Here is a 23,602-nt window from a genome sequence, read left to right as displayed (position 1 = left end):
GCAATAAAAGGCGCTCCAATGTTATTTGGGGCGTTTTTGTTTATAATAGCCACTTTCTTTAGTCATTGATGGTTCGAGAGCATATATGACGTCTGGTTTTGAAACCTTAAATTTACATCCGCAGTTGAAAAAAGCCATTGATGCTTTGGGGTTCACACAAATGACTCCTATTCAACAAAAGGTTTTAAAATATACATTAGCAGGGCATGATGCCATTGGTCGAGCACAGACAGGGACGGGTAAAACAGCTGCCTTTCTAATCAGTGTGATTAATGATTTATTAACCAATCCAGTACAAGAGCAACGTTTTCGTGGTGAACCACGAGCATTAATCTTAGCTCCTACTCGTGAGCTTGCATTACAGATTGAAAGTGATGCCCAGCATTTGACAAAGTTCACTGATCTACATCTTGTCACTCTATTAGGAGGTGTAGACTTTGAAAAACAAAAGAAAATGTTGGATCGCAACTTTGTTGATATTATTGTTGCAACGCCAGGGCGTTTAATTGATTTTGTTGAACAAAAAGAAGTTTGGTTAGATAAAATTGAATTTTTAGTGATTGATGAAGCTGATCGCCTGCTTGATATGGGATTTATCCCATCCGTAAAACGAATTGTTCGTTTTTCTCCATTCAAAGAGCAACGCCAAACTTTGATGTTTTCAGCAACATTTAGCTACGATGTATTGAATTTGGCAAGACAATGGTTATTTGAACCTGTTACGGTAGAAATTGAACCTGAACAGAAAACCAATAATGATGTCGAGCAACGAGTTTACGTTGTAGAAAACAAAGATAAATATAAATTGCTTCAAGAAATTCTTCGTGAAGAACCTATTGATAAAGTCATGATCTTTGCAAACCGTAGAGATCAAGTTCGTCGTTTATATGATCATTTAAAACGTGATGGTTATAAAGTAGGAATGTTGTCTGGTGAGATTGCACAAGACAAACGATTGAAGATGCTCGATCAGTTTAAACAAGGCAAAAACAATATTATGATTGCGACTGATGTTGCTGGTCGTGGTATTCATGTTGATGGTGTATCGCACGTCATTAACTTTACCTTGCCTGAGCAATCAGATGATTATGTTCATCGTATTGGTCGTACTGGACGTGCAGGTGCTCAAGGTGTAAGTATTAGCTTCTTATCAGAAGATGATGCGTTCTATTTGCCTGAGATTGAAAAGGCGATTGGGAAGAAATTACCCCTTACACGAATCGAAGGATATTGTTGATTTGATTGAAGCAATTTCAAATTAGAATTTGTTTGTTGAATCATTTAAAAAGCTAAATCATGCGACGATTTAGCTTTTTTTATTTTTTAGTATGTTTTGCTACCCAAATGATACAAAAGATTAAGAATTTTTTTGAAATCCTGTGATTAGTTGCTGAATTGAAACAAATCAACATGTAGAATATGGCGCATTACCTGGGAGGATATTATGGCTCTAATCTCAATGCGCCAGCTCTTGGATCACGCTGCAGAACATAACTACGGCGTACCAGCGTTTAACGTAAACAACTTAGAACAAATGCGTGCAATTATGCTCGCAGCTGATGCAACGAATTCACCTGTAATCGTACAAGCTTCCGCTGGTGCGCGTAAATATGCAGGTGCACCTTTCTTACGTCATCTTATTTTAGCTGCGATTGAAGAATGGCCACATATTCCAGTGGTAATGCATCAAGATCACGGTACAAGCCCTGATGTCTGCCAACGCTCTATCCAGTTGGGCTTTAGCTCAGTGATGATGGATGGTTCTTTGGGAGCTGATGGTAAGACACCAACTTCATATGATTACAATGTTGATGTTACTCGTCGTGTTGTAGCTATGGCTCACGCATGTGGCGTTTCTGTTGAAGGTGAGATTGGTTGCTTAGGTAGCCTTGAAACTGGTATGGCTGGTGAAGAAGATGGTGTTGGCGCTGAGGGCGTACTAGACCATTCTCAATTGCTAACTTCTGTAGAAGAAGCAACACAATTCGTTGCTGATACTGATGTTGACGCTTTAGCGATTGCTGTGGGTACTTCTCATGGTGCATACAAGTTTACTCGTCCACCTACAGGCGATATCTTGGCAATTGATCGAATTAAAGAAATTCATGCTGCACTACCAAACACGCATCTTGTAATGCATGGTTCAAGCTCTGTACCACAAGAGTGGTTGGCGATTATTAACCAATATGGTGGTGATATTAAAGAAACTTATGGTGTACCGGTAGATCAGCTTGTAGAAGCGATTAAACATGGTGTTCGTAAAATTAATATTGATACTGATTTACGTTTGGCATCTACTGGCGCGATGCGTCGTATGATGGCTGAGAAGCCAAGTGAATTTGATCCACGTAAATTCTTTGGTGAAACAGTTGAAGCAATGAAAGACATTTGTATTGCACGTTATGAAGCATTTGGTACAGCTGGTAATGCAGATAAGATTCGCCCAATTTCTTTAGAGAAGATGGTTGATCGTTATAAGTGATTAACTTGTAACTTAAAAAAATAGCGGCCTTTGCCGCTATTTTTTTATTTGTATGAAAAAATGCCAGCATATAGCTGGCATTTTTTGAGGCAGAATTTATTTTTGCTGCGCTTTTGAGTCTAAATTGACATCTTTAATTTCAACATATGCATTGGCGCGAAGCTCACGCATCCAAGTATCTACTTCGGAATCAAATTGACGTTCACCGAGAATCTGACGTGCCATACGTTCTTGTACTTCTTTGGTCATGTCTTGTTGGCGAGTATCCATCACTTGCAGGATGTGCCATCCAAATTGTGTTTGGAATGGTTTGCTAATTTGACCTACAGGAGTATTCTTCATTGTCTGTTCAAATTCAGCAACCATAACGCCCGGGCTAACCCAACCCAAGCTACCTCCATCACGAGCTGAACCTGTATCATTTGAATATGTTGCAGCAAGTGTTGCAAAATCTTCGCCAGCTTTAGCACGATTGTATAGACTATCAATCATTTGTTTAGCACGGTCTAAAGATACAACTTCAGAAGGTTGGATTAAAATATGACGTGTTTGGTATTGATCCACTAAAGCTTTTTGATCATTTTGTTTACGTTCAAGTAATTTAAGAACGTGGATACCATCACGAACATTAATAAGTTCAGTTGTTTGACCTATTTTCAATGGGGTGATTCGCGCTGCGAGTTCAGTTGGAATTTCAGAAAGTGATCTAAATCCCATGTCTGCGCCATCAACTTTCACAGAAGAAGTTGATAATTTAGAGCTGATTGCTTTTGGATCATCACTATTCGTAAGCGCATTTTTTACTTCTAAGGCAACTTTTTGTGCTTCTGCTGCATTATCTCCTGAGATACGCATATGAATCACATGAGCTTGAGTGCCTAATGCGGCTTGACCTTCAGGTGAATTTAGGAAATTTTCAACATCTAAGTCGCTGATTTTAATTCGCGACATTACTTGTTGTTGACGTAAGCGTCCGATTGCTAAATCTTCAGCAATACGGTTTCTTAAGTTTTCATATGTACCTGGCGCAATTGCGTCTAGTTTTTGTTGGAACGCTTCTAAGGTAGTAGCGCCAGATTGATTTGCCACTTTCAAAACAGCAGCATTTAAACTTTTTTCGTCGGCTTTAATACCGTAACGTTTAACTTGTTCTAATTGAGCTTGTCGGATGATCAACTGATCTAAAACTTGCATCTGTAAGTATTGTTGTGGTGGCACAGTTTTATTTTGTGCTTTAAGTTGATGCTCAGTTTCAGCAATTCCTTGTTCTAAATCACTTTTAAGAATGACACTATTATCCACAATTGCGACAACCTCATCCGTAGGTTGAGCAAAGCTATGCATTGATGAAGAAATTAGGGCGGCTAGAACAGTAGCTCTAAAGATATGTTGAATAGAATTTATCTTCATTAACGTTGTGTCCAAGATTGATTAATTTTGTTGAAACCTAAAACTCTGCTTTCTAAAAGTGAGGCAAGCTTATTATTTAAGGCGCCTAAACCTTTAAGTGTAAACTCAGCCATTACAGCACGCTTTCTACGTACATCAGGAGAATTAGGATCATCTAAATCGTTGTAGTACGAGCGTCCATATACAGAGACAGCCCAACAACAAGACTCATAATTGACGCCAAGTAAATACTCGCGCATCAAATTATTGTCTAAGTCATATTGAGCATGCCCCATAATACGCCAATTATCTTTTACAGGTTGTATAAAGGATGCAACAGCTTGATCATAAGAATCTTGACGGTCTGGAATATCTTTACGATAAAAATAGCCTACATTGTAGAGATTACCTTTATCGCCGACGTAATATGCTTGAAAATCACGTTGTGCGTTTTCACCATTAGACATCCATGCAGAATTGGCAGCTAAGGTGAAGTTCTGATTCAATTGACTCGCTAGGCTAATAATCGGACCTGTTCTTTTTTGCGTGTCGAACTCATCAGGCTCTTCGTTCAGGGTTACACGTCTGTCATTAAAATAATAACTTTGACCTAGACTCGCTCTAATACGCTCTAAGCCTTCTGTATCTAGTAAGCTGTATGTAACACCCAAAGATAAGAAATTATTATCCTCTAAGCGGTCGTGCCCATAAAAGCGGTAAGGGTTAAATAATTGATCATAACTAATAGATGCAGTTGTAGAGTCAAAGTTTGGATGATCATCTTGCTTTTTATAAGGTGAGTAAGCATAGAACGCTCTTGGTGAGATGCTTTGAAGATATTTGCCATCTTTCTCAAAAGTGACACCAGTTGCGAACGTAAATTGCGGCACAACGACAGACTTCTCTAAATCATCGGAAGCCGATAAGCCTAAACCTTCTTTAGTATCTTGATCGTAGAATGTATTAATTGTACGTACGGATAATTCTGGAATAGCGTAGAACCATGATGGTGTTATGTAGTTATAACGAACAGCAAATTGGTTATAGATACGAGTACCACTTGATTCTAAAGCTGAGCCATCATTTATAGACTTTTTAAAATAAGCTGTATCATTATTAAACTCGTATTGTAAACCTTGAGGATTACCTGTTACATAATTGAGAAGGAACTGAGGTAAGCGAGCATAGGGTTTGTCTTTATCCTCAATCGTTTCATCTAAGGTTTGGAAATCTTCGACTTTTAACTGAGCTTTTAAGCCAGGAATGCCATTTTTGTAATTCAATTCCCATGCACGGCGTAGGTTTAAATCAGTTTTTGAATTTGGGCTTGAGTTAAAATCAGAGAAATAATCTTTATCTGATGCATGGTTAAATTCTAGGTTCGTAGACCATTGATCTGTGATGTTCCAATTGTGTTCAAAATGTAAGTCATCACGATCTTTGTTGTCGTATTCGTTGTCATTTGGTAGATAGCCACCCCAAATACGTCCTGAACCAAAATTCTCAGTCATATATCTAAATTCTGCATCCAACTTTGCTCCACGTTTGCTCATAAAGCTTGGTGCGAGTGTTAGATCATAGTTAGGTGCAAGATTAAGATAAACAGGAACGGTAAGTTGAGCACCACCATCATTGCTATAACCAAAATTTGGACTTAAAAGACCAGTGGAGCGCCTATCATCAATTGGGAAATTAAAATAAGGAACAGCTAAGACGGGAACATCTTTTACATATAGTTTAGTTCCTCTAGTCACACCACGACCAGTTTCTTGATTCAGTTCAATTTGTTTCGCCTGAATTTTCCATGCAGGTTTTTGTTCAGGTGGGCAAGCTGTATAGCTAGTATCTTTAAGAATAACCAAATTTTCATTTTGGCGTTTGATTTGGCTTGCATAACCATGAGCATGTTGTTGTTCAGAAATATAAAAACTGTTATTTAAGTCGCCAGTTTGGGTTTTTAAGTTGTAATTGATTTGATCGCTTTGGGTGAGTAAACCTGATTGAGCGAGTTGAACTCGACCTTTCGCATTTGCATATGTTTGAGATGAATCTAAAGTAACCTCATCTGCGCGAATATTGCGACCTTCTTGGTCGATAATTACGTCACCTCGTAAAACCGAATCACCATTTGGATTGTAGTGACCATAGTCTGCCGTAATAACAGAGGTGGTGCTATTCGCATCTTTGGGTCTGCTTTCAGGGTTGATAGGCGTAATCCATGTACCTTGGCAAAAAGATGAGCTTAAATAGCGATTGTCACGCAATTGAGCTTCTGGTGCTGATTTGTCTACATAGTATTGCTGAAAAAAACTTTCGCCAGGGTAGGTTTCTTGGTCTTTCTGAATTTTGGCTTTGAGTTGAGCATTGTCTAGTGTAGAGACATGAGACGTGTTGGTTGCTGCGAAACCTGATTGAATCGAGCCGCCACACAAGAGTGTCAAAATAGCAGTTGCTAAAGGATTAAATTTAAACTGATGTTTCATTGTCTCATTAACCAGTATGCTAATTCACAATTAATTATTGTCGCATCATAGAGAAAAAGTTGATAAGTGGCTACACTTAAGCTTTCAAAATCTCAGCTAGTTTTAGATTTTATTGCAAATGAATACACAACGTGAACAATTGATACAAACTTGGCTTGAAGCCGTTCTCAAATCTGATCAGTTTGAAATCAACTTTCTTGCTGGAGATGCGAGTTTCCGCCGCTATGCACGAGTTGGGTTACAAAACAAAACATATATGCTCATGGATGCGCCTCCTGAAAAAGAAGATTGCGTTCCGTTTGTGACGATTGATGAGTTCTTTGATGCGAATGGGGTGCGAGTTCCTCATATCGTAGCTAAAGATTTGGAGCAAGGATTATTATTGTTGGAAGATTTTGGTGATGTAGTGTTATCAACATTGTTAAATGATAAAACAGTTGATCAATATTATGCCCAGAGCTTTAAACAACTTATTGAATTGCAGCAAATTGACGGGAAATCTCATTTGCCTGCATATTCATATGAGAAATTAATGACTGAGATGCGTTTGTTAACAGAATGGATGCTACCTTCATTAAATATTCAACCAACAGAACAGCAATTAGAAACAATTGAGCACGCTTTCGATTTTCTTGCGATTGAAGCAACTAATCAACCTCAAGTAATCGTTCATCGTGATTTTCACAGTCGTAATCTGATGAAAATTGAAAATGAGCAAGAACTCGGTGTTATTGACTTCCAAGATGCGGTAATTGGTGCTGATACTTATGATTTAATCTCGATTACACGAGATGCTTATGTACAGTGGAATGCTGAGCGCGTTTATGAATGGTTTGAAGTCTTTTATAACTTGTTGCCAGCAAAAGCGAAAGAAAATCGGAGTTTTGAGCAGTTTAAGCGTGATGCTGATCTTATGGCGATTCAGCGTCATCTTAAAATTTTAGGTATTTTTGTTCGTTTATTCGAGCGTGATGGAAAATCAGGTTATCTAAAAGATCTGCCAAGAGTGATGTGGTATCTGCTTGAAGAAAGTCAAGGTTATGATGAATTGAATGACTTTATGCAATTTATGCGTGAAATCGTTATGCCAAAGTTCATTGCAAAATATGGTGATTATGAGGTTGCTGCATAATGAGAGCTATGATTCTTGCCGCAGGTCTTGGAAATCGTATGCGACCGCTCACGTTGCATACACCAAAACCTTTGCTTGAAGTTGGTGGAAAGCCTTTAATTGTTTGGCACATCGAAAAATTGCAAAAGATAGGTGTCTTTGAAATTGTGATCAATACTGCTTGGTTGGGAGACAAACTTGCGGCTGCTCTTGGAGATGGTTCTCAATTTGGTGTAACTATTTTATGGTCGCATGAGGGTGAGGGACTTGAGACGGCTGGTGGTATTATCAATGCATTGCCTTTATTGGGCGATAAGCCTTTCATTCTAGTAAATGGTGACGTCTGGACAACTATGGATTTCTCTGCATTGCTGAATGTTCATTTAGGTGACAAGCAAGCGCATTTAGTATTGGTTGATAATCCTCCTCAGCATTTGAAAGGTGATTTCATTTTATCGAATGATTTGGCTTATACATTCGAGCAGGAGCAATTGGGTGAAGCATTAACCTATAGTGGTATTGCGGTATTATCACCGAATATGTTTAAAGGTCTGGAGAATGGTAAGAGACCATTAGCACCTTTACTTAAACAGGCAATGTCACAAGAATTAGTTTCAGCTGAGAAAATGCAGGGTATTTGGGTTGATGTTGGTACGCCTGAGCGGTTAGAAGAGCTTGATAATAAAATTAAACAAGGTGAATTTGCCTAAGAAGATATTTGTCGTGCTTTGATGTTGTTGAACCAAGGCAGAAAATTTGATGGATTGTGCAGTTTATCATGAACATAGATGATTAACTGCATAATCGTTCAACAAGTCCTACTGTGTCTTGTATCAGAAATCGGTATACTGCACAGCAAATTTATCGAGATGTTACACTGTCATGCATCATTTTTTTCAAGAATTAAAGCAAGGTAGTCAAGCTTTAGGATTAAACCTCAGCGAAGAGGCTTTAATACTCTTATTAAAATATCAAGATGCGCTAGTATTGTGGAATAAGGCATATAACCTAACAGCAATACGCGACCCTAAAGAAATGCTGGTTAAACATTTATTAGATAGTTTAAGTATCTTGAATGATCTACCAAAAGGGCGTTTATTAGATGTAGGTACAGGTGGTGGAATGCCTGGAATGATTATTGCGTTATGTCAACCAGAACGTGATTGTGTTTTGCTTGATTCAAATGGCAAGAAAATTCGTTTTCTGAAACAGTTTATTGCTGATTTAAAACTGAAAAATGTAATTGCAGTGCAAACACGTGTTGAAAATGAAGACAGTATCAATGAACTTGGTCAGTTCGATGTAATTACAAGTCGAGCATTTGCTTCACTAACTGACTTTGTGGATGCTGCACAGCCATATATGCATGAAAAAAGTATTATTGCGGCAATGAAAGGTTTGATTCCAACTGATGAACTTGATCAATTAAAAGGTCAATATCAGTCTCAGATTGTCGAATTGAAAGTACCAAGATTAGATGAACAACGTCATTTGCTTTTGCTTCAACGAATTTAATAAAAAATATTAAGGGTAATCATGGCACATATTATTGCAATTGCTAACCAAAAAGGTGGCGTAGGGAAAACAACAACCGCTGTTAATCTTGCTGCTTCTTTGGCGATTTTAAAGAAGCGTGTCTTGTTAGTTGATATGGACTCACAAGGTAATGCAACAATGGGGTCTGGCGTACAAAAGAATGACCTTTTGTATTCTGTTACTGATGTCTTATTAGGTGAAGTGCCGATCGAAACTGCAATTCAAAAAGCAGAAGTAGGATATAAAGTTTTGGGTGCAAACCGTGAGCTTGCAGGAGTAGAGCTAGCAATCGCTGAGCAAGAAGGTCGTGAATTTATCCTCAAAAAAGCATTAGAAGAGGTGGATTCAGCTTTTGATTACATTATTGTGGATTGTGCTCCAAGTCTAAGCTTGATTACTGTAAATGCCCTTGCAGCAGTGAATGGTGTGATCATTCCGATGCAATGTGAGTACTATGCTTTAGAAGGCCTTGCTGACTTAACGCAAACCATCGACCGTATACAAAAAGCACTCAATCCAAACTTGGAAATCATTGGTGTGTTACGTACCATGTATGATGCAAGAAATGCGTTAACACGTGATGTATCCTCTGAGCTTGAGCAATATTTTGGTAAAAAGCTCTATGATACAGTTATCCCTCGTAATATTCGTTTGGCTGAAGCGCCAGCACATGGTTTACCTGTGATCTATTTTGAAAAGAGTTCTAAAGGTGCTGTTGCGTATTTAAATTTGGCTGCGGAAATGCTTAAAAAAAGTAAAGTTAAAAAAGGAAGTGCTGTATGAGCATCAAAAAACGCGGATTGGCTAAAGGTCGTGGTTTAGATGCGTTGCTAGGTTCGATTCAAAAAGAAAAACTGCAACTAGAAGCACAAGCCTTGGATCATGGTCAACTCAAGCAAATTGATGTTAACTCGTTAAAGCGTGGAGAATATCAACCACGTCGTTTTATTCAAGAACAGGATTTACAAGAGCTTGCATCATCGATTGAAAAACATGGTGTAATGCAGCCTATCGTGATTCGTCCTGTGGATGATGAGCAACACCCTTATGAGATTATTGCAGGTGAGAGACGTTGGCGTGCTGCAATTATGGCGGGATTAACTGAAATTCCTGCAATTGTAAGAGAGTTGAATGATCAGGTCGCGATAGCATTAGCCTTAATTGAAAATATTCAACGTCAGGATTTAAATCCTATTGATCAAGCACTTGCATTGCAACGTTTTCATGATGAATTTGGTTTAAGTCACCAAGAAATTGCAGATACTGTTGGTAAAGCACGTACTACAGTTAGTAATTTGTTGCGCTTATTAAGTTTAGCAGACCCAATTAAAGATTATATGCAACAAGGTCAGATTGATATGGGACATGCCCGCGCAATTTTGACTTTAAAGACTAAAGAACAAATTGAAGTTGCAAAAATCGTGATTGAAAAAGGTTTGTCAGTGCGTCAAACTGAACAATTGGTTCGTGAGTGGAGTGAACCAAAACCAGAAAAGGAGAAAGTAAAAATTTCTCCAGATATTGAACATTTAACTCAAAAGCTATCTGAACGCTTTGGTGCGAATGTCAAAATTGACCATAACCAACAAGGAAAAGGGAAAATGGTCATTCACTATCACTCATTGGATGAGTTGGATGGGATTCTAAATATTTGTTTGCCTAACTAATATTTAGGATTCGTCCTAATTATTTTAAATATTATTGGGGAATAATATGTGGGAACTGGTAAAAGCGGGCGGTTGGTTAATGCTGCCGCTTATTCTCTCATCAATTTTTACGGTTGCAATCACAATTGAACGCTACATTCGTTTGAAACGTTCTCAAGTATTACCTGGGGATTTATTTGTAAATGGTTCTAATGCTGAGACTGTAATTTCAAATTTACAGCAAGAGCAAGCAAAGAAATCACCTTTAGGACGTATTCTACTTGCTGGGTACGAACACAAAGAACAGGGTGAACAATTTGCGCGTGCGCAAATGGAGGCGGCAGCTTCACAAGAAATTTCCTTCTTAGAGAAGAACATCAATTTCTTGGGCACATTAAGCGCAATAGCCCCTTTATTGGGTTTGCTTGGTACGGTTTTAGGTATTATTGAATCTTTCTTGGTGATTGATGTGGGATCAGCAGGAAATGCAAGTATGATGATGCCTGGTATTTCTAAAGCCTTGATCACAACGGCTGTTGGTATGTTAATTGCTATTCCAGCGATGATTGCTTATCGATACTTTCAACGTGTTGTACACGAATATACCGCTGAGTTAGAACAACAATCTACTTTGTTCCATGCTGCACTTTTCTACAAAAAAGTACCACATGTACAAGAACATCGCCTTGCAAGCTAAGCATAGGTGATCCAATGAAATTTAAACGCTCTCAAGTTGAAGATATTCATATCAATTTGACACCAATGATTGACTGTATGTTATTTATTTTGGTGTTTTTATTACTTTCGACGACATTTAGTCAGCAAAGTCGTATAAATCTAACTTTGCCCGATGCTCAAGGTGTACCGCCTAAACAATTCGATCAAAAAATTGAAATCATGGTAGACTCCACTGGCCATTATTCCGTGAATGGTCAAGCATTATCGACAAAAGATACAGCTGATCTCAGTACAGCCATTAAGCAAGTTGCACAAGAACGTCGCGACTTTATGTTTATTATCGCTGCTGATGCTAAAGCCGCCCATCAGGATGTAATACGTGTGATGGATGTTGCAGGTCAGCTTGGGTTTGTAAACGTTAACATTAGCACTAAAGTTCCAACTAGAGGTTTCACCGAGTGAATCAAGATTTTAAGGTTTATTTACGCCTTTTAGCTTATCTAAAATCTTATTGGGGTATTGCCTTATTTGTATTACTTGGTTTTGGTATCAATGCGGCTACGGAAGTCTCGGTAGCCAAATTGCTGAAGTTTATTATTGATGCAATTCAAAATGGAAGCAGAGAAAACCTAAATCTATTTCCTGCATTGATCGTGTTGTTAATGTTCTTTAGAGGTGTTGGATTATTCTTAGGCGGATATTTTACCGCTGTAATCTCAAGACGTTTGGTTTTTAGTATTCGCCAAGAGGTTTATGCGAAGCTGCTTAGACTGCCTGCACAATATTATTTAGATAATACCTCTGGTCATATTAGTGCAAAATTAATGTATAACGTGCAGCAATTAACAGCTGCATCCTCTGATTCTTTACAGACATTAGTCAAAGATGGCCTGATTGTCATAGGTTTATTAAGTTATTTGTTTTATACCAACTGGCGCTTAACGATGTGTATTATCGTATTTATGCCAGTGATTGGTATTTTAGTTCGTGTAGCTGCAAAGCGCATGAGAAAGCTTTCGATACAAGTACAAAATACCATGGGGGATGTCAATCATGTGGTTCAGGAAACCATCAATGGTAACTCTGTAGTTAAAAGTTTCACTGGTGAAGCTTTTGAGCAACAACGCTTCTATAAGTCATCTGAAGAAAACCTTCGTCGTGGTTTGAAGATGGTGGTTGTTCAGAATATCAATAGTCCATTGGTGCAACTGATTTTGTCTTGTGCAATGGCAATCATTTTATGGTTAGCTTTGCGCCCGCAGGTTTTTGGTGACACATCTGCTGGCGAATTCGTCTCTTATATCACTGCTGCTGGTTTAATATCTAAGCCTGTAAAAAACTTAACTGATATCAATGAAAAGCTTCAGCGCGGTTTAGCTGCAGCACATTCGGTTTTTGAATTATTGGATTTACCTGAAGAAGAAAATAAAGGGCAATTGAAGCCTCAATTGAAAGGTAATATTCGATTTGATCAAGCTTGCTTGGAATATTCTGATGGTACCAAAGCCATTAAAGATTTCTCTTTAAATATTCAAGCTGGTCAAACTATTGCACTCGTTGGGCGGTCAGGGGCTGGTAAAACCTCATTGGTAAACATGTTGCCGCGTTTCCAAGAGTTAAGTAGTGGCGGTATATATTTTGATGATATTCCTGTTCAAGAAATCGAGTTGCTGTGTTTAAGATCGCAAATTGCAATGGTGAACCAACAAGTCGTTCTGTTTAATCGTTCAGTGCGTGACAATATCGCCTACGGACAATTACAAAATGCTAGTGATGAGCAAGTGATTGCTGCTGCTAAAGCTGCCTATGCACATGATTTCATCATGAGTTTGCCTCAAGGTTATGACACTATACTTGGTGCCCAAGGTCTGAATTTATCTGGTGGACAACGTCAACGTATTGCGATTGCGAGAGCAATTCTGAAAGATTCGCCAATTCTAATTTTAGATGAGGCAACAAGCGCGCTTGATAACGAATCAGAATACTTTATCCAACAAGCCTTTGATGAAGCGATGCAAGGTCGTACCACGATTGTAATTGCTCATCGATTATCTACAGTTGAAAATGCCGATTTGATTGTTGTGATGGATAAAGGACAAATTATCGAGCAAGGAACTCACTTAGAATTGATCGCTAAACAAGGAATGTATTATCAGTTACATCAGCGCAATTTTGAGGAAAATTAATCATGTCACTGGCACAGACGATTCAGACTGCTTGGAATAACCAAAAGAAATGGCTGATCGTTTTAAGACCATTGTCATGGCTTTATCGCTTTGCATTTTTGATGAATAAAGCGATGTACACACACAAGCTGAAGAAAATCTATACGGCACCAATCCCAGTTATGGTGATTGGAAATATTACAGTTGGCGGAAGTGGAAAAACTCCTTTGCTAATTCAACTAGTAAAATATTTGCAAAGCAAAGGGTTGTCGGTAGGTGTAATTAGTCGTGGTTATGGAGGGGTTGGTCCATTTCCAGCGCTGGTACATAAAGAGTCATCGCCTGAGATTATTGGTGATGAACCCGCTTTAATTGTTCAATCGACTGGTGTTGCAATGGCAGTTGGTCCAAATAGACAATCTTCTATAGAGTTATTATTGCAGAACTATTCATTGGATTTGATTATTAGTGATGATGGTCTTCAGCACTGGGCTTTAGATCGTCAAATTGAATGGATTGTTTTAGATCAAAATCGTGGTTTAGGGAATGAAAAGCTGTTGCCTGAAGGGTATTTGCGAGAGCCAAAATCACGTCTACAAAATAGTAGTGTGATTGTACATAGCAAACAGCCTCAATCATTGCTCAATATGCATTTGCAAGTGGGTAAGCCTTATTTACTCAGATCTGATAATTTATCTAATCAATTTGATTCGAAGCAAAGCTATCATGCTGTGGTTGGTATTGGTTTTCCTCAGCGTTTTTATCAGACTTTGCAAAATTTAGGAATTGAGCAATTTCAAGCGCATGAGTTTCCGGATCATCATGAATATAAACTGAGTGATCTAAGTTTTCAGAATCAGAATGCGATTATCACAACAGAAAAAGATGCTGTTAAATTAAAAGAAATTTTAATTCAACATCCAGAATTCAATATCCCTATTTGGGTTGTACCCGTAGAAGCCGTTTTATCATCCGATTGTTATGACTTGTTGGAGCAACAATTACAACAAGTTGGTATTCATTTGTCTTAGAGATATACCATGAAACACATTGTCATTCCTGCACGTTTTGCAAGTTCGAGATTACCAGCTAAACCATTATTGCTGATACATGGTCGTCCAATGATTTTACGAGTGGTTGATCAGGCAAAAAAAGTTGAGGGCTTTGATGATTTATGTGTTGCGACAGATGATGAGCGAATTGCCGAGATCTGCCGTGCAGAAGGCGTTGATGTGGTATTGACAAGCCCTGATCATCTATCTGGTACGGATCGTTTAAGTGAAGTAGCTCGTTTAAAAGGATGGGCTGAAGATGACATTATTGTGAATGTTCAGGGTGATGAACCTTTATTACCTGCAAAATTAGTTAAACAGGTTTCACAGCTTCTAGTTGATAATCCAAACTGCTCAATGTCTACGTTGTGCGAGCCAATCAGCGTTTTGGATGAATTTCAGCGAGATAGTATCGTCAAAGTTGTCATGTCAAAACATAATGAAGCATTGTATTTTAGCCGCGCAACTATCCCTTATGATCGTGATGGGGCGAAACAAAAACAGCAATCAATGCATAGCAGTGCTTACCGCCATCTAGGTTTGTATGCCTATCGAGTTAAACTATTACAAGAATATGTAACTTGGGATCAAGGTGTGCTTGAAAAATTAGAAAGTCTTGAGCAACTCAGGGTGCTTGAAAACGGTCATCGCATTGCCATAGCTATTGCTGAAGCAAACCTTCCGCCCGGAGTTGATACTCAGGAAGATTTAGATCGATTAAACTCAATGTCTATCAGTTTCTTTGAATAATATGACAAAAGAAGTTCAAATCTATGAACATTATCCTTGGCATCAGCAAACGTGGGATCTTTTAACCTCGCGTTTTCCTGATGTTGGGCATGGTTTATTGTTTTATGGAAAGAAAGGATGTGCTAAACAAGAGTTTACCGATAGATTTGTAGCATGGGTGTTATGTTTAAATAAACAATCTGAAAATGCCTGTGGCGAATGTAGTAGCTGTCAATGGTTAAAGTCGGATACACATCCTAACTATGTTCACATCACAACAGATGAAGATAATAAAAAGCAAAATGCAAAAATTAAGATTGAGAAAATTCGAGATCTTTTACCTTTTGTTCAGCAAACTGGTGAAGGCTGGCGTGTTGTAGTCATTGAACCTGCTGAAGCTTTAAATATGGCTTCATCAAATGCTTTATTAAAAACTTTAGAAGAACCTGGTGAGAAAGTTGTTTTGATCTTGGTTGCAGATCATTATTTGAAATTACCTGCAACTATTCGGAGTCGATTGCAACACTTTGCATTAGATCGTTTAAAAGATGAGGATGCTCAGAGTTTTCTGCAAGAAAGAATTTCTGACCTGAAACCGCAACAACTATCCTTGTTACTCAATCTTGCTAATGGAATGCCATTAACTGCAATCGAAATACAAAACAGTGAGTGGTTAGATAAACGAGCATCATTTTTAAAAGATTGGTCTAAGCTTTGTTCTGAAAAGAGTATGCCTTTGCATTATGCTAATAAATGGTCGAAAGAGCTAAGTTTTGTAGATTTTATGGTTATGTTTGAATACTTGTTTGCGGATGTTATTCGTCTAAAGCTAAATCAGCAATTAAAAAATCAAGATTTAGTTTTTGATGATTTAGCTCAAATATATAACTTAGAAACTCTGTTCTCAATTTATTCGGATTTCCAGCAGAAAAAACTAATGTTGGAGCAAAATGTTCAGTCGCAATTAGTTATGGATGAGCTATTTATTCAGCTAATGAATGTCAATCAGTGACGCTATTTCTTAAATACTTATAAATAGGTAAGTTATTTGAAACATTATTTGTTGTTTCTATTAATGTTTCTTATAATTCAAAAAAATGAAACTTGATTGGGTTCAACTAAGTAGGTTGACGGTGTTTATCGCACTTGTATTTGAAACCATGAGCGTTCATGCTTTATTACGGTTAATCAGCATCATATAAGAAACTTTAAGTAAATTAATAACAGGGGAATGTAATGCAACCACAAATGATGGGTGGGATTATACAAGTCAATATTCCTGACAAGGCTACCTTACAAGCGAGTTATATGCCTTTTGTACAAGGTGGTGGCCTATTTGTTCCGACTAAGCAAGCGGTAAAAATGGGACAAGAAGTTTTTATCCTTGCCACTTTGCCTGATCAATCACAGAAAATTCCTTTAACTGGTAAGGTGATTTGGATTTCGCATAAGCAAACCCATTTTAAACCACAAGGTTTTGCAATTCAGCTTGCAGGTGATAAAGGTGTTTATTACCGAACAGAGGCAGAAAGAATTTTAACAGGTGCTAAAAGCCTTGATCGTCCAAGTTATACTATGTAATTAAATTTTTTAGGAACAAAGCGTGTTTGTTGATACCCATTGCCATTTAACCATGTTAGATCTTACGCCATACGGTGGAGATCTAGATCAAGCGCTCGATGCTGCACGTCAGGCAGGCGTAACTAAATTCATGGGGATATCTGTGGATTTAGAAGATCATATAAAATTGGCAGAAATTGCATCACGACATGATGATGTTGGTTACACAGTAGGGGTTCATCCATGTGAAGATCAACATGTCATGGCCCGAGCTACAACAGATTATTTGGTCGAGTTAGCTCAATCAGAGAAAGTGTGGGCTTTAGGTGAAACGGGTTTGGATTATTATCACAGTACTGATTTTGTTGAAGATCAGAAGCAATGCTTTGCTAGGCATATACAAGCATCAAAAATTGTAAAAAAACCTGTGGTTGTACATACGCGCTCGGCAAAACATGACACTGTAGATATTATTCGAGCTGAACAATCAACACACGGCATATTACATTGTTTCACAGAAGATTGGGAAACAGCAAAAGCGGTCTTAGATTGTGGTTACTATATTTCTTTTTCAGGAATCATTTCTTTCAAAAATGCTCAATCCCTTAGAGATGTTGCTAAGCAAGTTCCACTTGATCGTGTATTAATTGAAACAGATAGTCCGTATCTAGCACCTGTGCCATATCGTGGTAAAACAAATGAACCAAAATATGTGCCCTATGTAGCAAAAGCTCTAAGTGAAGTATATGATAAATCGTTTGAAGAGATTGGCATGATTACCATGCAAAATTTTGAAAATCTCTTAAATTTTAAATAACGGTTTGTAGTACTTGAAAAGAGAGTTATCACGTGAAGATGGATCGTCAAGCTCAGTTTAGAGCACGAGAAGCATTAATTTTTCAAATCGCTGAACAACTCTTATTAGAAAATGGTGAAGCGGGCATGACGCTTGATGCCCTTGCAGCAGAATTGGACTTAGCTAAGGGCACTTTATATAAGCATTTTCAAAGCAAAGATGAGCTGTATATGTTGCTGATCATTCGCAATGAAAAAATGCTGTTGGAAATGATTCAGGATACTGAAAAATCATTTCCGGAGCATTTAGCTTTTTTTATGCTACATCATTTACATCATCCTGAACGTACCGCATTATTTCATCAAATAGAAGAACGTCTTTCAACAACTGGACAAGGTATACAGTTACTATTCAGTGAATTATATAAAATTCGACGTCAAAGATTGCGCATTATTATTCGTATGACTGAGGGTTACCTGATTGATATCAATAGTAAGATGACGACACGAGATTATTTAGCCTCGATATGGTCTTTAACCTATGGTGCTGCGGTTATACTAAATTCAAGTTTCTATCAGCGTTACTTGGGCTCAAGAGATACACTACGTGTAGCTTATATAGAACAGGCTTTGGCGATGCCAAAACAGCTTGAACACGCATTAACATAGTTGATTATGATCATGAAATCATCACTTCGATTACAGCAAGGTTTTACCCTAATTGAGATCATGGTGGTGATTGTAATCATGACGGTTATGGCATCACTTGTTGTTCTGAATATTGGTGGTATAGATCAGCGTGAAGCAATGCAAGCCAGAGAGCTATTTATACTTGATCTGAAAAGAATAAATAAAGAATCTGCTGATCAATCAAAAGTATTTGCATTGAATTTTCAAAACGCAACGGATGTTTCTCCATTTACCTATAATTTATTTGAATATCACGACCAGAGTCTACAGCTCGTTCAGCAAGCTGATAAAACATGGCAGGCATATAAGGAATTTAAGCCTCGCCAATTACCAGATAACGTGTCCTTTAGCTTACAAGTTGTTGATGCTGAGCGGTACTCTAAAGCAAATAACGAGGATCTACTGGGGGGTAAATCTCCTCAACTAGTTTGGTTTGGCAATGGTGAAGTTAAACCTGTGAGAATTCAATTTTATTATCAGCAGCAACCGATTGGTAATGAATTGGAATTAGATTACTTGGGGAAAATACATGAAAATTAACACCTCAAATAAGATGACTAATCGACAATTCAGTTTGCTTGATAAAAAATCAGATAGTCTTAATTTTCAAACAATTGCTGAGGTTAAACTAGATTCTCTCAAAATACAGAAAGGTTTTACGCTGTTAGAGGTGATGGTTGCTTTAGCTATTTTTGCGGTCGCTGCAATCGCGTTAACTAAAATAGCTATGCAGTATACCCAATCAACTTCAAATGCAATTTTACGTACTAAAGCCCAATTTATTGCAATGAATGAAATTGCAACCATGGAAATAAATCAAGAGTGGCTTGAGGGAACACAATCTAAACAAGTGACTGCGCAGGGAGAAACTTGGCAAATTGATAAAAAAGCACAATCAACATTAAGCCCAAAAATCCAACGTATCGAGTTACAAGTAAGTTTATATAACACTGAACAAGGCAAAGTTGAGGCAGGAATTACCAATCTTGTATTCTTTAATTATCCTGCTAAAGTCAAAACATCATGAAAATCAAGAATGTTGTAATGAGTTTGGGTTTCAAATTTAATGTTGTCTCAGAATGTCAGCAAAGTTCAACTAAGTCTTATTTACCTAAAAAAATTAAGAGTAATTTAGGTTTTACTTTAGTTGAGTTGCTTGTTGCGATTGCGATATTTGCAGTGCTTTCAATGTTGGGGTGGAAAGTTTTTGATTATCTCATCAAAGTGAAAGATAGAAATGCAGAACATGAAACACACTTATTTGAATTACAGGATGCTTATCAGCAATTTTTAAAAGATAGCATGCAGATAATTCCATTGACTGCAAATGATGGGCGACAATTACAAGCAGCTATGGTTTTGAATGATCGAAGTTTTAGTTTTAGTAAGGCTTGGGTATCTGATCCATTGAAGCAAGATCTTTCACCATATGAGCGAATAGAATACAGATATGATGCGCAACAAAAAAAAGTTTACCGTTTGAAATATACAAATTTAAATATTCCAAATCGTGTGCAACCAGTATCAAGCACTTTACTTGAAAATGTAGATCAATTTAGAATTTTGATTTTAAATCCACAAGAAATTAGCCAATGGCCTGAAAATATTAATGATCCAAATAATGTAAATGAATTAAAGAAGTTACCATTAGGTTTTAAAGTTCAATTGACGATTGCTGGTTCAGATTATGAGTGGATTTATAGTTTATTAAATGCCAATCAGTTATTGGTCAATCTGGAAACTCCACCATGATCAAGATTAAATCTTCTGAACAAGGTATAGCACTTCTTACAATATTGATCATGGTCGCATTGGCTACTATTTTGGCTGCAACAATTGCAAAACGTCAAAGCAATACTGCTGAAAATACGGGCTATTTGATGCGCCAAAATCAGTCTTTACTTTATGCAAAAAGCGCAGAGGCATTTTTTTCTGAATTATTGATTCAAGATAGTGAAAATGCAGGTAATCTTGATCATTTACAGGAAAGTTGGGCGAAACCAATACCTTCGTTCCCAGTTGAAGATGGTGCAGTTTCTGGACGTTTAATTGATGATTCGGGGAAATTTAATTTAAATAATTTAGTTAAGCCAGACGGAAAAGTGGATGATTCCGCTCGTCGGTGGTTTGAAAAACTATTAGTCAGAGTTGGATTGCCAGCGGAGTTGAGTCAAGCTGTCATTGATTGGCAAGATGCGGATGATGAAACTTCAGGTGCAATGGGAGCTGAAAGTAGTATTTATCAAGGAGTGGATCCTGCATATTTAGCATCAAATACAAAGTTCCATAATGTTGAAGAATTAAAATTGGTTAGAGGATTCGAAGGTAAAAAATTTGATTTGATTCGTCCCTATGTTTCGGCCTTACCTGAACCGACAAAAATAAATATAAATACTGCACCTGCTTTATTGTTAGCAAGCATGGATCCAAAGGTGGATATGAAAGCGGTAGAGCAGGAGATCAAAGCAAAAGAGGCAAACTTGACTTATTTTAATAATCTAGATGACTTATGGAAATTGAATGCATTTTCTGGCATTGATGAGCAGAGTAAAACTGATGCAGGTAGCTTAATGGATGTGAAATCGAATTATTTTACTGCACAGATTGATGTGCTTTTAAGTGAGCGTAAGCGTCAATTCACAAGTTCTATGGCTAGAAAAGATAATCATGTAATTGTTTACTCAAGAAGTCTTGCACCTTTCAATTGATTTGATAATTGAATTATCAAATATCGACAAGGTTTAAAATCAATCCCAATGCTTGTTTTTTTGCTTTATAATAAAACTCGTTCGCAGATAAAGATTAGCTTGGTGCATGTTAATTCGTAAATTATTTAAGTTTGAAAATGCTCATATTGTACGCAATTGTACATCGGATCGCTGTAAGCGTTCGATTCATGGGCATAGTTATAAAGTTGAATTATTACTCAAAGCGTCAAAGTTAGATCATGGTCAGATGGTTTACGATTTTGGTTTGCTCAAAGGTGTTATAAAAGAACTTTTTGACAGTTTTGATCATGCCATTTGTTTTTGGCAAAAAGATGATGCTGCTTATATCGATGCATGTAAGACATTTAGTGCAAGATGGATTTCATTGCCTGTTTCGCCTTCTGCCGAACAATTTTCACGTATTTTTTTCTATTTAGCTCAACAAGTCCTTCGCTCAACTACAACACAAAACGGTGAGGGTGATGTTCAAGTATATTCTGTGATTGTTCATGAGACTGATACGGGGTACGCCCAAAGTTTTCAGGAAGACATTGAAAATGAGCAAATGGGTATATTGAGCTTGGATCAAATAGTTTTTTCAGAGCAAGTCGTATCAGAGTGGAGTGATCCACAGATATATGAGAACTTGAAAAAAGGAATTAAGTTCGAAAATCCAGAAGTAGAATTACAAGTAACACTTTGAGTTTACTTGATTAAGTGAACTCAAATAAAGGAAAGTTGATGCAATTTACGGAACAACAGCTCAATAAATTAAATAAAATTCAGATTGATGAATCTTGGAAATATTCACTTTCTGAATTTTTACTTGGGCAAAAAATGGATAATTTACGCGAGTTTTTGCAACAAGAGAAACTTGCCCAAAAAACGATTTATCCGCCAAGCAAACAAATTTTTAATGCATTTAACACCACTCCACTTAACCATGTGAAAGTCGTCATACTTGGTCAGGATCCTTATCATGGACCGAATCAGGCGAATGGTTTAAGTTTTTCGGTACAAAGAGGGGTTGCATTACCTCCATCTTTACGTAATATTTTTCATGAATTGAATACTGATTTAGGCATACCTGTTTCTCGACATGGTGATTTGAGTAAATGGGCTGAGCAAGGTGTTTTATTGCTGAACAGTGTGCTGACGGTTGAAGCTGGTCAACCCACCTCACATCAGAAACAAGGTTGGGAAGATTTTACTGATAATGTGATTGATGTGTTGAATGAACATCGTGAACGTATCGTATTTATATTATGGGGAGCTTATGCTCAACGTAAAGGACAGCGCATAGACCGTAACAAACATTTAGTTTTAAGTGCAGCCCACCCGTCACCTTTATCAGCAAACCGAGGTGGTTTTTTTGGCTGTAAAGTGTTTTCTAAAACAAATCAATATTTGAAACAACATGGCATTGAGCCTATAGACTGGCAATTGGACGCATAATGAATTCTCCCGATTTAAATAGCTATCATCCTGATTTGATTGTCGAGCACGCTAAAAATGGTTGGCGTATTGTTCGTTTGAACCGACCTAAATCATTACACGCATTGGATGAATCGATCGTAAGTGCTTTACTCAAAGTGTTCGAACATTTCCATGATGATGAAAGTGTAAAAGCGATTTGGTTTGATTCGACTACACCAAAAGCATTTTGTGCGGGTGGTGATGTTCGTAAATTGCGCCAATTGGTTATTAACAATGAAGTTGATACGGCTAATAAATTCTTTGAGCAAGAATATGCACTAGATTTACTGCTGCATAACTATGCTAAGCCTATTGTGGTTTGGGGTGAAGGTTATGTTATGGGTGGCGGACTAGGCTTATTTATGGCTGCACCATTTCGTTTGGTCACACCATATTCTCGTTTAGCTATGCCTGAGATTAATATTGGATTGTATCCTGATGTTGGTGGTAGTCGCTTCCTTGCTGATCGTGGTCAAATTGGTCTATTTACTGGTTTAACGGGTTCAATCATGACAGCTGCTGGAGCATTCAGTATTGGTTGGGCGACACATATTTGTGAAGCTCAGCGTGATAATGTGCTTCAAAAAGTATTGAATGTTGATTGGAATCATTATCCAGCTGGCGCGTTTAGAGCAATCGATGACACCCTGAATAGCCTGCATCGTCCAGTTGCTTCTGGACCATTACAAAATTCTATTGATGTTATCCATAGTGTTTGTCGTGGACAAAGCTTTGAGTATGATTACCAAGCTATTATAGGTTTGAGTGATGCAAGTAGTGACTGGTTGCGTCAAGCTAGTGAGAATTTACAGAAGGGTTCTCCGAGCACTGCTGCGATTACTTGGTTGCTTTGGCAATGGGGTAAACAAGGTCATGCATGGGATGAGGTTTTTGCTTTAGAGTCACAAATTTCTGATTGGAAGATTCGTCATCCTGATTTCGTTGAGGGTGTGCGAGCACGTTTGGTTGATAAGGATCTTTCACCTGAATGGAAGTCTGCTGAAAAAATCACTTTGAAAGATATATTGTCTGATTGTCCACCAATTACAACAATTGATAGTTGGAATGCGTTATTAAGACAATATGGTGTAATTTCTTAAGT

General features: G+C 37.6%; 25 protein-coding genes. 23 read left to right on the top strand and 2 right to left on the bottom strand.

Annotated features, from left to right (window positions below):
- The first annotated feature begins 85 nt into the window (after nucleotides 1-85).
- A complete protein-coding gene (gene rhlB, locus F948_RS07605) occupies nucleotides 86-1,237 on the top strand; it encodes an ATP-dependent RNA helicase RhlB (protein WP_004911568.1) in 1,152 nt (383 codons plus the stop codon).
- A gap of 207 nt (nucleotides 1,238-1,444) precedes the next feature.
- Nucleotides 1,445-2,482 (top strand): class II fructose-bisphosphate aldolase, encoded by a 1,038-nt coding sequence (gene fba / locus F948_RS07600; RefSeq protein WP_004954063.1) that lies wholly within the window; start codon nucleotides 1,445-1,447, stop codon nucleotides 2,480-2,482.
- Between the two features lie 96 nt (nucleotides 2,483-2,578).
- On the opposite strand, the gene F948_RS07595 is transcribed toward fba, so the two are convergent.
- The gene (locus tag F948_RS07595) at nucleotides 2,579-3,892 is read right to left on the bottom strand and encodes a peptidylprolyl isomerase (protein ID WP_004962235.1); all 1,314 of its coding nucleotides are present in this window, start codon (nucleotides 3,890-3,892) and stop codon (nucleotides 2,579-2,581) included.
- Nucleotides 3,892-6,354 (bottom strand): LPS-assembly protein LptD, encoded by a 2,463-nt coding sequence (locus tag F948_RS07590; protein ID WP_004962232.1) that lies wholly within the window; start codon nucleotides 6,352-6,354, stop codon nucleotides 3,892-3,894. Before F948_RS07590 ends, F948_RS07595 begins: the two co-directional genes overlap by 1 nt.
- 118 nt (nucleotides 6,355-6,472) lie before the next feature.
- On the opposite strand from F948_RS07590, the gene F948_RS07585 reads away from it, so the two are divergent.
- From F948_RS07585 to F948_RS07485, 21 genes are all read left to right on the top strand, one after another.
- The gene (locus F948_RS07585) at nucleotides 6,473-7,486 is read left to right on the top strand and encodes an aminoglycoside phosphotransferase family protein (protein WP_004962229.1); all 1,014 of its coding nucleotides are present in this window, start codon (nucleotides 6,473-6,475) and stop codon (nucleotides 7,484-7,486) included.
- On the top strand, nucleotides 7,486-8,175 hold the full coding sequence (murU, locus tag F948_RS07580) for an N-acetylmuramate alpha-1-phosphate uridylyltransferase MurU (protein WP_004962227.1): 690 nt from the start codon (nucleotides 7,486-7,488) through the stop codon (nucleotides 8,173-8,175). Before F948_RS07585 ends, murU begins: the two co-directional genes overlap by 1 nt.
- Nucleotides 8,176-8,347: 172 nt before the next feature.
- Nucleotides 8,348-8,980 carry a 16S rRNA (guanine(527)-N(7))-methyltransferase RsmG gene (rsmG, locus tag F948_RS07575; RefSeq protein ID WP_004962224.1) on the top strand — a complete coding sequence of 211 codons (633 nt, stop codon included), beginning with the start codon at nucleotides 8,348-8,350 and terminating at the stop codon, nucleotides 8,978-8,980.
- Between the two features lie 21 nt (nucleotides 8,981-9,001).
- Nucleotides 9,002-9,784, top strand: coding sequence for a ParA family protein (locus tag F948_RS07570; protein WP_004911554.1), 783 nt, complete (start codon nucleotides 9,002-9,004; stop codon nucleotides 9,782-9,784).
- Nucleotides 9,781-10,668 (top strand): ParB/RepB/Spo0J family partition protein, encoded by an 888-nt coding sequence (locus F948_RS07565; RefSeq protein WP_004962221.1) that lies wholly within the window; start codon nucleotides 9,781-9,783, stop codon nucleotides 10,666-10,668. Before F948_RS07570 ends, F948_RS07565 begins: the two co-directional genes overlap by 4 nt.
- A gap of 46 nt (nucleotides 10,669-10,714) precedes the next feature.
- Complete coding sequence (locus F948_RS07560) at nucleotides 10,715-11,344, top strand: MotA/TolQ/ExbB proton channel family protein (protein WP_004962218.1); 630 nt, start codon at nucleotides 10,715-10,717, stop codon at nucleotides 11,342-11,344.
- Between the two features lie 14 nt (nucleotides 11,345-11,358).
- Complete coding sequence (locus tag F948_RS07555; RefSeq protein ID WP_004954071.1) at nucleotides 11,359-11,787, top strand: ExbD/TolR family protein; 429 nt, start codon at nucleotides 11,359-11,361, stop codon at nucleotides 11,785-11,787.
- Nucleotides 11,784-13,511 (top strand): lipid A export permease/ATP-binding protein MsbA, encoded by a 1,728-nt coding sequence (msbA, locus tag F948_RS07550; RefSeq protein WP_004962214.1) that lies wholly within the window; start codon nucleotides 11,784-11,786, stop codon nucleotides 13,509-13,511. The genes F948_RS07555 and msbA overlap by 4 nt, the downstream gene beginning before the upstream one ends.
- A 2-nt stretch (nucleotides 13,512-13,513) precedes the next feature.
- A complete protein-coding gene (lpxK, locus tag F948_RS07545; protein ID WP_004962211.1) occupies nucleotides 13,514-14,521 on the top strand; it encodes a tetraacyldisaccharide 4'-kinase in 1,008 nt (335 codons plus the stop codon).
- 9 nt (nucleotides 14,522-14,530) lie between these two features.
- The gene (kdsB, locus tag F948_RS07540) at nucleotides 14,531-15,292 is read left to right on the top strand and encodes a 3-deoxy-manno-octulosonate cytidylyltransferase (RefSeq protein WP_004962209.1); all 762 of its coding nucleotides are present in this window, start codon (nucleotides 14,531-14,533) and stop codon (nucleotides 15,290-15,292) included.
- Nucleotide 15,293: 1 nt separating this feature from the next.
- Entirely contained in the window at nucleotides 15,294-16,283 is a 990-nt protein-coding gene (locus tag F948_RS07535) for a DNA polymerase III, delta' subunit (protein WP_004962206.1), read from the top strand.
- 224 nt (nucleotides 16,284-16,507) lie between these two features.
- Nucleotides 16,508-16,852: a PilZ domain-containing protein gene (locus F948_RS07530; protein WP_004962203.1), complete on the top strand. Its 345-nt coding sequence runs from the start codon at nucleotides 16,508-16,510 to the stop codon at nucleotides 16,850-16,852.
- 22 nt (nucleotides 16,853-16,874) lie between these two features.
- Entirely contained in the window at nucleotides 16,875-17,648 is a 774-nt protein-coding gene (locus F948_RS07525) for a TatD family hydrolase (RefSeq protein WP_004962201.1), read from the top strand.
- A gap of 38 nt (nucleotides 17,649-17,686) precedes the next feature.
- Entirely contained in the window at nucleotides 17,687-18,295 is a 609-nt protein-coding gene (locus tag F948_RS07520; RefSeq protein ID WP_017397517.1) for a TetR/AcrR family transcriptional regulator, read from the top strand.
- A 12-nt stretch (nucleotides 18,296-18,307) separates the two neighbouring features.
- On the top strand, nucleotides 18,308-18,856 hold the full coding sequence (locus tag F948_RS07515) for a prepilin-type N-terminal cleavage/methylation domain-containing protein (protein ID WP_004962194.1): 549 nt from the start codon (nucleotides 18,308-18,310) through the stop codon (nucleotides 18,854-18,856).
- A 13-nt stretch (nucleotides 18,857-18,869) separates the two neighbouring features.
- Nucleotides 18,870-19,343, top strand: coding sequence for a type II secretion system minor pseudopilin GspI (gene gspI / locus F948_RS07510; protein ID WP_080592510.1), 474 nt, complete (start codon nucleotides 18,870-18,872; stop codon nucleotides 19,341-19,343).
- Nucleotides 19,340-20,068, top strand: a complete 729-nt coding sequence (locus F948_RS07505; protein ID WP_004962188.1) for a type II secretion system protein GspJ — start codon at nucleotides 19,340-19,342, stop codon at nucleotides 20,066-20,068. The genes gspI and F948_RS07505 overlap by 4 nt, the downstream gene beginning before the upstream one ends.
- On the top strand, nucleotides 20,065-21,024 hold the full coding sequence (gspK, locus tag F948_RS07500) for a type II secretion system minor pseudopilin GspK (RefSeq protein WP_004962185.1): 960 nt from the start codon (nucleotides 20,065-20,067) through the stop codon (nucleotides 21,022-21,024). Before F948_RS07505 ends, gspK begins: the two co-directional genes overlap by 4 nt.
- Nucleotides 21,025-21,130: 106 nt before the next feature.
- Nucleotides 21,131-21,727, top strand: a complete 597-nt coding sequence (locus F948_RS07495) for a 6-pyruvoyl trahydropterin synthase family protein (RefSeq protein WP_004954093.1) — start codon at nucleotides 21,131-21,133, stop codon at nucleotides 21,725-21,727.
- Nucleotides 21,728-21,765: 38 nt separating this feature from the next.
- A complete protein-coding gene (ung, locus tag F948_RS07490; RefSeq protein WP_004911491.1) occupies nucleotides 21,766-22,479 on the top strand; it encodes a uracil-DNA glycosylase in 714 nt (237 codons plus the stop codon).
- Entirely contained in the window at nucleotides 22,476-23,600 is a 1,125-nt protein-coding gene (locus F948_RS07485; protein WP_171053792.1) for an enoyl-CoA hydratase/isomerase family protein, read from the top strand. The genes ung and F948_RS07485 overlap by 4 nt, the downstream gene beginning before the upstream one ends.
- Nucleotides 23,601-23,602 lie beyond the last annotated feature (2 nt).

Origin of the sequence: Acinetobacter junii CIP 64.5 (genome assembly GCF_000368765.1) — a bacterium.
GTDB lineage: Bacteria > Pseudomonadota > Gammaproteobacteria > Pseudomonadales > Moraxellaceae > Acinetobacter > Acinetobacter junii.
This window is presented reverse-complemented; position numbering and strand designations above follow the sequence as displayed.